Raw genomic sequence first — 12236 nt, forward strand, 5'->3', positions numbered from 1 at the left:
CAAAGAACAAGATACAAGATGACAAAAATCTTCCGTTTAACAGGGCTCTTGCGCTGCAAACAAAGCAGTGCTTTATTTTTGCTCATATACCCCCGCCCAACAGCGACATCCCTGTCGCCCCACGGTAGGATCACCATCTATGATTCAAAAGCACAACAACGAATTGATAATCAACAGTTTCTAAAAGTTCATACAAAAACTTAAGCTTCATTGATAAACAATGACTTAGTGGAAATCATTTGTATGAATTATTAGGTGGTTTCTCTATATAACAATAAACTTATATAAATAATGCAGTTAAAACAACTGACCCGTATATCTAAAAAAAACTATACGAGATAAAAATAATAGGAAGAAAAATTAGGTCATCTAAATAAATGCATATCATAAATGCAATGGATGGCTTAGAAATATTGTAAAGGACAAATGCTTATCCTCTACAAAACACAAGACTAAAAATTAAAAGCTTAACGCAGAGCGCTTAAGGCAGTTTTCCTACAGATAAAACTTTACCACGTAATTTCTCAACTGCGCTGAGAATAAACACAAAAAATACTGGGACAAAAAATATTGCAAGTATCGTCGCACTGACCATACCACCAAAAACCCCTGTACCAATCGCATGCTGAGTTTCAGAACTTGCACCTGTAGCAATCACCAATGGAATCACGCCAGCGGTAAAAGCCAAGGATGTCATCAAGATCGGTCTTAAACGAAGTTTAGCAGCTGCGACAGTGGCTTCGATCAAAGTCATTCCCTCTTCTTTGAGCATTTTGGCAAATTCAACAATCAAAATGGCATTTTTTGCAGATAATCCAATGATGGTAATTAAACCCACTTTAAAGAAAATATCATTGGGAATCCCTCGAATCCATACTGCAACCACTGCACCAATCATACCTAAAGGTACAACCAGCATCACCGACAGTGGAATCGACCAACTTTCATAGAGTGCAGCAAGGACGAGGAAGACCACTAACATTGACAATGCCAATAAGAAATTGGTTTGCGCTTCTGACTGTTTTTCCTCCAAGGATTGCCCGGTCCACTCATAACCAATGCCTTGTGGTAATTGCTCAATCAGTCGCTCCATTTCCTTCATCACTTCCCCTGAAGAAATCCCTTCTGCGCCTGCCCCTGCAATACTCAATGATGGTCGTCCATTATAGCGATTGTATTGCTGCGGAGACTGTGTCCACACAGGTGTTACAATCTCAGACAGTTTAACCAGTGCTCCAGTTTTATTAATCACATTCAAATTTAAAATATCAGTGACTTTCATCCGTGAATCGGCATCAACTTGAACAATCACTTGCTGCATTCTTCCTTGATTTGGAAAATCATTGACATACATCGAGCCCATTGAAGATGAAATGGTATCTGTCACATCAGCAAAATTCACACCTAAAGCTTCTGCCTTATTGCGATCAATTTTTAAATCGACATTACTACCTGGTGGTAAACCCTCTGGATAAACATAAGCCAGTTTTTTACTGGTTGCTGCAAGACTGATCAACTGCGCTTGTGCCTCATTCAAAGCTTGCATTCCAAGGTTACCGCGATCTTGTAAACGTAAAGTAAAGCCCGAAGTTGTTCCCATTTCTTCAATTGCAGGCGGTAAAACAGACATAATCGTACCTTCTGTACTTTCTGCCATGGCCGCATTTACAGCGTTAACCTCATCTGCAGCGGAGGTATTTCTGTCTTTGAAATCTTTTAAATTTGTAAAGGCTATGGCAGTGTTATTGCCAGAACCACTAAAGCCAAACCCGAGTACAGAGACATTTTCTTTAATACTTTCTCTGCTTTTTAAATGTTCCTCAAACGATTTTACAATGGTCAATGTACGCTCTTGACTGGCATCTGCAGGCAATTGAAATGAGGTAATAAATGAGCCTTGGTCTTCTTCAGGTAAAAAAGCGGTTGGGATCGATTTAAATGCAAATAATAAGAAACCTGTCAGGACAAAAAATACAATCATCACAGTAAAAATGTGTTTCAACAATTTCACTAAAATTGCTTCATACTTTTTATTGACGCGGTCAAAAAAGCGATCAAACCACGCAAAGAAGCCCTTTTTCTGATGATTTACTTCAATCGGTTTTAACAAGGTTGCACAAAGTGCAGGGGTTAAAGTCAGTGCTAAAAATGCTGAGAAAGCAATGGATACCGCCATCGTCACTGTAAATTGTCTATAGATAATCCCGACCGAACCACTGGCAAAGGCCATCGGTAAAAATACCGCCACCAGTACCAAGGTTATCCCGATGATTGGACTGGTTATTTCTTGCATTGCTTTAGAGGTAGCATCAACAGGAGATAAGCCTTCCGTTGCCATGATGCGTTCCACATTTTCAATCACCACAATCGCATCATCGACAATAATACCGATAGCTAAAACCATACCAAACATGGTTAAAACATTGACCGAGAAACCACTGATCAGCATCACCGCAAATGTACCTAAAAGTGCAATCGGTGCAACAATTGAAGGAATCAAGGTGTAACGAATGTTATGTAAAAATAAATACATAACAAGGAAAACCAACACCATTGCCTCTAGCAAAGTCATGATTACTTTTTCAATCGAAATCTTAACAAACGGTGCAGTATCATAAGGAATTGAATATTGCATTCCCTTTGGTAAAACCTTGCTCAGCTCCTCAACTTTTGCTTTGACCGCTTCAGAGGTCTTGACTGCATTACCACCTGGGCTCATTTGAATCGCCAAAGCGGTTGCTGGCTTTCCATTTTCTAAAATAGAAAAACTATAGGTTTGCGCCCCAAGCTCCACCCGTGCAACATCTTTAAGTGTGACTTGTGCGCCACTCTGGTTGGCACGCAAAGTAATATTTTGAAATTCTGCAACTGTACTTAACTGCCCTTCAGCCGTTAATGGCAGTGTAATCATCTGTCCTTGGACCGCAGGCAAACTCCCGACACTTCCCGGAGATATCGGCGTATTTTGTGCTTGAATGGCATTTGTGACATCTTTAATCGACAACTGATAAGACACCAGTTTGTTTGGATCTATCCAAATACGCATGGCTTTTTCAGATCCAAAGGATTGGATACGACCGACTCCTTCAACTCGTTTTAATTCTTCAACCACATTTCGAACCAAATAATCACTTAAATCAATTTCTTTAAATTGATCATTTGGTGAGTTGATTCCGACCATCATCAGAAATCCAGAGGATGCCGCTTCAACAATTAGGCCTTGCTGTCTAACAGATTGTGGCAATCTCGGTTCGATAGACTTTAATTTATTTTGCACATCCACCTGAGCCAACTCTGGATCAGTCCCCGGTTTAAATGTGGCAGTGATACTCGCTTGACCACTGGCATCAGAGGTGGCGCTGTAATAAAGTAAATTCTTTACTCCCGATAACTCTCTCTCAATCAAGGTGACAACACTATCATTCAAGGTTTCTGGTGTTGCTCCCGGATAAGTTGCATAGATGCTAATCGAAGGTGGTGCAACTGAAGGAAAACGTGAAATCGGCAACTTTGGAATACTTAAGACACCAAACAGAATAATAAAAAGTGCAATCACCCAAGCAAAGATTGGCCGTTTAATAAAGAACTGCGATATCATAATTTTTCTCCTGTATTCGGAGAAGACTGACCTGCCGTGCTTTGATCACTGCCCTTATTTTGCGTTTGTAAAGTCCCAACATCGGTTGTGTATTGCGACTTCCACTGGGTTATTTTTAAAGGCTGTTCTGGCTGTTGAATTCGATCATGTCCCTCAACAATGACTTTTTCACCTGCTTTAATTCCACTATTCACCACATAGAAACCTTTGTATAACTGTCCTAAACTCACTGGACGTGTTTCTGCAGTCTGATTTACTTTTACAATCATCAGTTGTGCTTGACCTGAAATATCTCTTTGCACGGCTTGTTCTGGGACAAGTAAGGCATTGGGTTGTGATGCTCTGTTTAAACCAACTCTGACATACATCCCTGGCAATAATTTCCGTTGAGGGTTATTTACTTCAACACGGATGGTGACATCACCCGTATTAGGATCTACGCTGGTATCTGAGAATAAAATCTTTCCAGTCACTGGATATAATTTACCCTGACTATTGGATATGCTGACCTCAGCACCGCCACGTTGTAACAACGAACCATCACTCAAACGATCTTGCAATTGCTCATATTCAGAGATTGATTGTTTAACATCAACATAGACTTTATCTAACTGATGCACCAAAGCCATTGGATTGGTATCGCTGCTGCTGACCAATGCACCTTCGGTTACCAGCAACTTACCAATTTGACCTGAAATCGGGGCGCGTACAGTCGCATAGCGTAAGTTTAAATTTTGTCGTGCCAATGCCGCCTTGGTTTGAGCAACTTCGGCCAAAGCCTGTTGATAAGCAGCTTCCGTATTATTAAATTCCTGTTTACTAATGGCATTGGAAGGAAGCAGTTGTTGATATCGCTCTTGTTGCGTTTTTAGACGCACCACTTCGGCCTGTGCTTTTGCCAATAAAGCCTGATTACTATTGACATCTGCTTGAAGCATTTCCGAATTGATTTTAAATAAGGGTTGTCCAGCCTTAACTTCACTGCCTTGGGTAAACAGCACCTTTTCAATAATCCCACCAACTTGTGGGCGAATTTCTGAAATTCGAAAGGCTTGTACACGTGCAGGTAAATTTTCAATCAAATGAATATTTTGCTGTTGAACGGTATAAATACTGACTTTGGCTGGCGCTACCTGCTGTGCTTGTTCTGCTTCAGTATTTCCTGAGCGATTACATCCAGTTAACGCACTCCCACTTAAAACAAACAATAAAATAATAAAAAAATAAGGCTTAGGCATCATCTGCACCCAGAGTTCTAGATATGACGATTATTGGCAATATTTGTGTACTTAGCGTCACTAAAGTGTGGAGATTGTGTGGATATAGCCACTAAAAATAAATTATGATGGTTCTATATCCATTTTAAAGTATCCAGCAATGGGCAATATTTCTTTTGCGTCTGATCCAGCCAGTAAACAAATTTTAGTCGTTGAAGATGATTATGATATCGGTGATATTGTGGAGCATTATCTGAAAAAAAACGGCTTTAATGTGCTTAGAGCGCTTAATGGACAGCAAGCCATCGAAATACATGCGCAGCAGCAGATTGATCTGGTGATTCTTGACGTGAAATTACCAATCTTAAATGGTTGGGAAGTTTTAAATCATATTCGTCAATCCAAACAAACCCCTGTGATTATGCTGACCGCATTAGATCAAGAAGTGGATAAAGTCACAGCACTTAGAATCGGCGCAGATGACTTTGTGGTAAAACCATTCAATCCAAATGAAATTATTGCCAGAGTTGAAGCAGTATTGAGAAGAAGTGCGATGTCATCTCAGACGAAAGCCCAAATCATTAGCTTTAAATCAATTGAAATTAATACAGAAACACTTTGTGTATACATTATCAAAGAACATTCGAAAGCACTGTTAAACCTTACCTTAACGGAATTTAAAATCCTTGCGTTGATGTCGCAAGCACCCTACAAAGTTTTTACCCGATCAGAATTAATGAACCATTGCTTGCCTGATGGTGATGCCTTAGAGCGTACTGTAGACAGTCATATCAGTAAATTACGTAAAAAACTGGAAGATCATCATCAAACCGACTTATTGATCAATGTCCGTGGTGTTGGCTATCGTTTAAGGCAAAATGATGAAACATAACATTGGAATTAGCCGCCAGCTGATTATCACCATGGCCAAAGTGAGCTTATTGACCACATGTTTTTCCTTGATTTTTGGCTATTTGACTTATTTTGTTGCCATCGAGTTTAAATTGGTCTCGCTAGAACAGTTAAATTCTGAAGATTGGTCATTTAATTTGATTGATCTGATCTGGATTTTACTGGTGACTTTATGCGGTTCATTAACCTCTGTTTATTTAGGATTAAAATTAGCGCAACGCTTTATCGCCCCGCTAAATTCTTTAGCCATTGCAGCAAGAGAAATTAGTTTGGGTAATCTTTCTGTAAGAGCGCAATTGGACAATCCCTCTTCTGTCGCTGAAATCACAAAGATGATCAATGATTTTAATCGTATGGCGGAAAAACTGGAAATCTCAGTCAACAATGCATCTATTTGGAATGCCGCAATTGCACATGAATTAAGAACTCCTGTGACTATCTTACAAGGTCGCTTACAAGGCGTGCTTGACGATATATTTACCCCAGATAAGGCCTTATTAAAAAATTTGCTCAATCAAGTTGAGCAGTTGTCATTTTTAATCGAAGATCTAAGAACCCTAAGTCTGGCGGATAATCAACAACTTCGACTTAACCTAGAATCAGTTTGTCTATCTGACGTCATTACACAATCTGTGAACTTACTTCAAGACCGTTTTGATCAAGCAAAATTAATCATTGAAACCAATTTATCGGATCAAGCCTGCTTTTTTGACCGACAACGGCTTGAACAGATCTTAATTGCATTATTCGAAAATGAAATTCGTTATGCACAGGCAGGGATTTTACGGATTAGCACCCAAAAAAAATCAGAAGGATTGGTTTTAACTATTGAAGATCAAGGACCCGGTATCGCAGATCAGCATATTCCCTTTATTTTTGATGCATTTTATCGACTTGAAGAATCCAGAGGCAAAAAGAATGGTGGTAGTGGTTTAGGTCTATCTGTTGTCAATGCAATTATGATCGCGCATGAAGGTCGCATTGAATATTCCAAGTCACAAGCTTTAGGGGGAAGTTGTTTTAGTATTTTATTTAAGCCCGACGATTTAAATAAAATATGAGATCAACATCCAAGTATAAAATCGACTTCATTTAAACAAACATTCAGCTAATCTATTTTAAATTGACAACTATAGACAGATCACATAGTGGCCAAATGCTGATCAAAAAGCAATCTAAGCACATTTCTATGGCTATTGGTCTATAGTTATTGGGAGCAAATTCGATTTTAGCCTAGCGTAATTTTCTTTAAACGGTAATCCAATGTTGCCCGACTAATTCCAAGCATACGTGCAGCTTCTGATACATTCTGCTGGCTTTTATCCATTGCACTACGAATAATATTTTGTTCAAGTTGATCTAAAGAGAAATTCTCGCTAAATAAATCCTCTACATTGATCGCCGATTGTGCAGTTTCACCTACTGCATCTAAATCTTTATGTTGTGGAAACAAACTTTCCAATTTAATTTCCTGTTGATGATCGGTCAGTAATGTGGCTCTTTCCAACAAGTTTTCCAGCTCACGAATATTGCCAGGCCAATCATATTTCATCATAAAATTTTTCGCTTTATCACTGAGCCCTTTTAGGGTTTTACTATACATATTTTCAAAGCGTGCTAAAAAATGATTAATCAGCAAGGGAATATCTTCTCTTCGCTGACGTAAAGGCGGAATAATCACAGGAAAAATATTTAAGCGATAATATAAATCTGCACGGAATTTACCATCTTTAACGGCTTGCTCTAAATCCTCGTTGGTCGCAGCAACCAGTCTGACATCGACTTGGCGGGTGCGACTATCTCCTACCCGTTCAAATTCACCTTCTTGCAGCATACGTAATAACGCAGCTTGCGCACGTGGTGAAAGCTCGACCACTTCATCTAGAAAAATTGTTCCGCCATCGGCACGTTCAAATTTTCCCATTCGGGATTGCACCGCACCAGTAAATGCGCCTTTTTCCACTCCAAACAGTTCTGACTCAATCAGATCTGGAGGAATACAGGCACAATTCACTGCCACAAATGGCTGCGCTTGGCGCTGACTGCCATTATGAATACCACGTGCAAATGCTTCTTTGCCAACGCCTGTTTCACCCTGTAATAAAACTGCGACTTTACTCCCTGCTGCTTTTTTAAGTAGATCACAGACTTTTCGATAGGCAACTGACTCGCCTACCGCATTAAACATGGTGTAATCACTTTCAGCATCGGTATAAATATTTTTCTTTAATTGATTGAGTTCCGCCTGTAAGGCAATAATTTCGTCCGAGACAGCATCGGGTGACATAAAGCGAATCAACTCATCGGCATTTTCCCATTCACTCAACGGCTTTCCAATGATTCGACAATGTTCATCACCTTGAGCAACGCAATGTGTTTCCTGATAGATAATGGTCTGCCCCATGACAAAGCTGCTATAGCCACAGGCATAGCCCAATAACATCCAGCAAGCAGGTTGATCCGAAGCACCAAATTCACTTAAATGCACTTCTGCTTCAAATGAATTAAGCCAATTAAAATCAGCATAAAATTGTTTTAAATCATGGCTCAAATGCAGTTCATTGACTTCAACCTGCACCATGCCACGGATGCCATGCATTTGCGGTCCAGCCATAAAAGCTTCTGCTTCATTTAAATTTGGTCGTAGTTTTGAGGTTACTTCTGCATCGCGCATGCCAGCTTGATAACCACAACGAATAAAAAAGCGTTTGGTGCGTTCAAGCCCCAACATCTGATAAAGATCTTTTCTTAAAAAGCCCAGAATACTGGTATGCATCAACAACATCCGATTTTCATCAAACCAGATTTGTCCGTGTTGAGCATCAAAAACGATTTTATCGAGTAAATCTTGAATATCTTTGTTCTGTTCCAGTATTTTTTTATATACCTTCACATCTTTGGCTGGGGGCATGATATATCCATCCTTGGCTATATTTCGTTGTAAATACGATCTTGATATTACCTAATTTTGATCCAAAAGCTTCACTACCTATTCTTATATTTTCATACCTTTAAGGTATATTGTTTTAATTTTAATCGATATCAAGTCTTTATTGGTTTTTTATAAGCATTAACTAGACCTTACCTATCAAAATCACTGTTTCATCTTTTGATGAAATCAGCATCTCTTTATGTTCATTATTTGATGAAAATAATGCTGCCATTGTTCATAAAATTATCATCAATAAATATTAAGCATTTGAATTTTAATTAAATTTTAATATTGGCACGACTTTTGAAATATCTAGAGCAAACCTAGCACATGAGCATGAAGCTCTACATCGAAATCTTTTTGATGTTGATAAAAGGATAAGCACATGATTGACGCTAAACAACCTACCGCATTGGTTAAATATATCCGTATTACAGGTGAGCGGAATGCCAAATTTGTAGAGTTCGATTTTGCCATTCAAGACCCGACGCTTTTTGTGGAACTAATTCTCCCCCAACAGGCTTTCCAGCATTTTTGTGAAATTAATCACGTCATTGAAATGACCGCAGAACAACAAGCTTGGAACGATGCGCAGGAAGATAAATGGCGTTATGGCATTGAACCGACTGTTTTAAATCATGTTCGCCAACATTCTGATCAAGAAGATCAGGCTTAATTCTACAAGGAGAAGCTAATGACTTTAGAAATTAAAACATCCAATTTGGAACCGATTCGTCAGACTTATGCGTATATCGAACGCCGATTTGGAGCCAAGCCCGCAACACGCTATCAAGAAGTCAGCTTTGATATTCAAGCTTCAACAAACTTTCACTATCGCCCATTATGGAAGCCAGACAAAACCTTAAATGATAAAACCCATACGGCTTTGCAAATGCAAGATTGGTATGCATTTAAAGACCCTCGCCAGTTTTATTACGGCGCTTATGTACAACATCGTGCACGTCTGCAAGATACAGCTGAAAGTCATTATGCTTTTTTTGAAAAACGTCAGTTGGTCAATAATCTCAGTGATGAAGTAAAACAAAAAATCATCCAGTGTTTATTACCTTTTCGCTATGTCGAACAAACGGCCAACTTACATATGATGTCAGGCAGTGCCTATGGTTATGGCACAGTCATCACCCAGGCATGTATTTTTGCAGCAATGGATCGCCTCGGTATGGCGCAATATATTTCACGTATTGGCTTAATCCTCGATGGCAATACAGGTGAATCCTTACTGCAAGCCAAACACGCTTGGCTAAATAATGAAACTTGGCAACCCTTACGTAAACTTTGTGAACAAAGTCTAACCGAACAAGACTGGTTCAAACTTTATATTCTGCAAAATCTGTTGATTGACAGCATGTTACAAGAGCTGGTTTTTGGACAGCTGGATGAATGGCTGGTTGAAAATGGTGGGCGTGATATTGCCATTCTTACTGAATTTATGAAGGACTGTTTAACTGATTTAGCGAAGTGGTCAGACAGTGTTTTAAAAACTGCGATTTTAGAATCTGAAGACAATAAAACCCTGATTCAATCATGGATCACGGAATTACTACCCCAAGTTAAACAAGCCTTTAGTGCTTGGGCACAAACCGCACTCACGGATTCTAGGATTGATTCCAGTCTAAATAAGATCTCTGAACGTAGCAAAAAAGCCGGCAACATTTTACTCGATTTAGCAGCATAAGGATTTGCCATCATGACCTCTAAAGTTTATTTAGCATTGCAAGACAATGACACCTCACGCTACATCATTGAAGCGATTGAACAGGACAATCCTGAAGCAACAATTCAATATCTTCCCGCCATGATTCGGGTAGAAAGCACTGGCGAACTGGTGGTACGTGCAGAAACAGTATCAGAAAAACTTGGGCAAAACTGGGATATCCAAGAACTACAACTCAACATGATTACCTTGGGTGGCAATGTTGATGAAGATGATGACAGCTTTACCTTGAAGTGGAACTAAGCTGCGCTTCCCCTAGATTTAAAGCATAAATAGCAGGCAGCTGCATGTAAGTTAAAGGATGATCAAAATGAATAGCCAAGCCAAAGTAAACAATAAAAAACTCAATGCCAAAGAACGATATCGGATACTCACCCGTGATCTAGATTGGGACTTTTCCTATGCAGATCGTAAAGATGCCTTTCCGTATGAAGAGTTTGAAGGCATCAAAATTACCGACTGGTCGAAATGGGAAGATCCTTTCCGTTTAACCATGGATAACTATTGGAAATACCAAGCAGAAAAAGAAAAGAAGCTATATGCCATTTTTGATGCTTTTGCACAAAACAATGGACAAATGAATGTTTCAAATGAACGTTATGTCAACGCGATTAAACTGTTTTTAACCGCGGTAACCCCGCTTGAGTATCAAGCGTACCAAGGCTATGCCCATGTTGGGCGTCAGTTCAGTGGCATCGGTGCACGTATCGCCTCGCAAATGCAATCGATTGATGAATTACGTCATGTACAAACCCAGATTCATGCCATGAGCCATTACAACAAGTTCTTTGATGGCTTCCAAGACTGGGCGCATATGCATGACCGTGTCTGGTACTTGTCTGTACCTAAATCATTCTTTGAAGATGCACGTTCAGCGGGACCTTTTGAGTTTTTATTGGCAATCAGCTTTGCCTTTGAATATGTCCTCACTAACTTATTGTTCGTTCCATTCATGTCGGGAGCAGCTTACAACGGTGATATGGCGACCGTAACATTTGGCTTTAGTGCACAATCAGACGAAGCACGCCACATGACGTTAGGACTGGAAATCGTAAAATTCTTACTGGAACAGCACGAAGATAATGTGCCAATCGTACAAGAATGGATTGATAAATGGTTCTGGCGAGGAACTCGCCTGCTGTCCATTGTCGGTATGATGATGGATTACATGCTGCCAAATAAAGTCATGTCATGGAAAGAAGCTTGGGAAACTTATTTTGAAGAAGCGGGTGGCGCTTTGTTTAAAGACTTAAGTCGCTACGGGATACGTATGCCGAAATATAGTGAAGTGATTAGCAAAGAGAAAGAACATGTTTCGCATCAAGCATGGTGGATTTTCTATAACTTCGGTCATGCAGCAGGCTTCCATACGTGGATTCCAACAGATGAGGAAATGGATTGGCTCTCAGAAAAATATCCTGACACGTTTGATAAATACTACCGCCCACGTTGGGAACTTGCTCGAAAAATGGAAGCTGAAGGTAAACGCTTCTATAGCGCGGGTTTACCTCAATTGTGCCAAGTGTGCCAAATTCCAATGACCTTTACTGAAATGGATGGCGACCCAACACTATTTAGCTATCGTGATTCAATTTACAAAGATGAGCGTTACCACACTTGCTCTGATGGTTGTCATGACATTTTTGAACGCGAACCTGAGAAATACATCCAAGCGTGGTTGCCTGTACATCAAATTTTGCAGGGTAACTGTGGTGGTCCAGATTTAGAAAGTATTTTAAGGGATTACTACAACTTTAATGTCGGTGCAGACAATCTCGATATTGAAGGTTCACCTGACCAACAGCGCTGGAAAAAGTGGAAAGGCAATGCAGCTTAAACCCT

Annotated in this window: 10 protein-coding genes; 7 read left to right on the forward strand and 3 right to left on the reverse strand. The window is 39.7% G+C overall.

The window, feature by feature from the left end:
* A partial coding sequence (locus WFN33_RS19845) for a hypothetical protein (RefSeq protein ID WP_336954764.1) occupies positions 1 to 204 on the forward strand: 204 nt, incomplete at its 5' end.
* A 277-nt stretch (positions 205 to 481) separates the two neighbouring features.
* Here WFN33_RS19845 and WFN33_RS19850 read toward each other — a convergent pair.
* Together WFN33_RS19850 and WFN33_RS19855 are read right to left on the reverse strand one after the other, a co-directional pair.
* Complete coding sequence (locus WFN33_RS19850) at positions 482 to 3598, reverse strand: efflux RND transporter permease subunit (RefSeq protein WP_336954765.1); 3117 nt, start codon at positions 3596 to 3598, stop codon at positions 482 to 484.
* Positions 3595 to 4839, reverse strand: coding sequence for an efflux RND transporter periplasmic adaptor subunit (locus WFN33_RS19855; RefSeq protein ID WP_336954766.1), 1245 nt, complete (start codon positions 4837 to 4839; stop codon positions 3595 to 3597). Before WFN33_RS19855 ends, WFN33_RS19850 begins: the two co-directional genes overlap by 4 nt.
* 136 nt (positions 4840 to 4975) lie before the next feature.
* Between WFN33_RS19855 and adeR the strand changes: the two genes are divergently transcribed.
* Complete coding sequence (gene adeR / locus WFN33_RS19860) at positions 4976 to 5707, forward strand: efflux system response regulator transcription factor AdeR (protein WP_336954767.1); 732 nt, start codon at positions 4976 to 4978, stop codon at positions 5705 to 5707.
* A complete protein-coding gene (adeS, locus tag WFN33_RS19865) occupies positions 5697 to 6788 on the forward strand; it encodes a two-component sensor histidine kinase AdeS (protein WP_336954768.1) in 1092 nt (363 codons plus the stop codon). The genes adeR and adeS overlap by 11 nt, the downstream gene beginning before the upstream one ends.
* A gap of 167 nt (positions 6789 to 6955) precedes the next feature.
* Here adeS and mobR read toward each other — a convergent pair whose 3' ends face one another.
* The gene (gene mobR / locus WFN33_RS19870; RefSeq protein WP_336954769.1) at positions 6956 to 8638 is read right to left on the reverse strand and encodes a phenol degradation transcriptional regulator MobR; all 1683 of its coding nucleotides are present in this window, start codon (positions 8636 to 8638) and stop codon (positions 6956 to 6958) included.
* 406 nt (positions 8639 to 9044) lie between these two features.
* On the opposite strand from mobR, the gene WFN33_RS19875 reads away from it, so the two are divergent.
* The 4 genes from WFN33_RS19875 (at position 9045) to WFN33_RS19890 (ending at position 12231) form a co-directional block, all read left to right on the forward strand.
* Positions 9045 to 9335, forward strand: coding sequence for a phenol hydroxylase subunit (locus tag WFN33_RS19875; RefSeq protein WP_336954770.1), 291 nt, complete (start codon positions 9045 to 9047; stop codon positions 9333 to 9335).
* A gap of 18 nt (positions 9336 to 9353) precedes the next feature.
* Positions 9354 to 10355 carry an aromatic/alkene monooxygenase hydroxylase subunit beta gene (locus tag WFN33_RS19880; protein ID WP_336954771.1) on the forward strand — a complete coding sequence of 334 codons (1002 nt, stop codon included), beginning with the start codon at positions 9354 to 9356 and terminating at the stop codon, positions 10353 to 10355.
* 12 nt (positions 10356 to 10367) lie between these two features.
* Positions 10368 to 10637, forward strand: a complete 270-nt coding sequence (locus WFN33_RS19885) for an MmoB/DmpM family protein (RefSeq protein ID WP_004721361.1) — start codon at positions 10368 to 10370, stop codon at positions 10635 to 10637.
* A 67-nt stretch (positions 10638 to 10704) separates the two neighbouring features.
* Entirely contained in the window at positions 10705 to 12231 is a 1527-nt protein-coding gene (locus tag WFN33_RS19890) for an aromatic/alkene/methane monooxygenase hydroxylase/oxygenase subunit alpha (protein WP_004820631.1), read from the forward strand.
* The last annotated feature ends 5 nt before the right edge of the window (positions 12232 to 12236 follow it).

The organism is Acinetobacter sp. AS167 (genome assembly GCF_037152175.1).
Lineage (GTDB): Bacteria > Pseudomonadota > Gammaproteobacteria > Pseudomonadales > Moraxellaceae > Acinetobacter.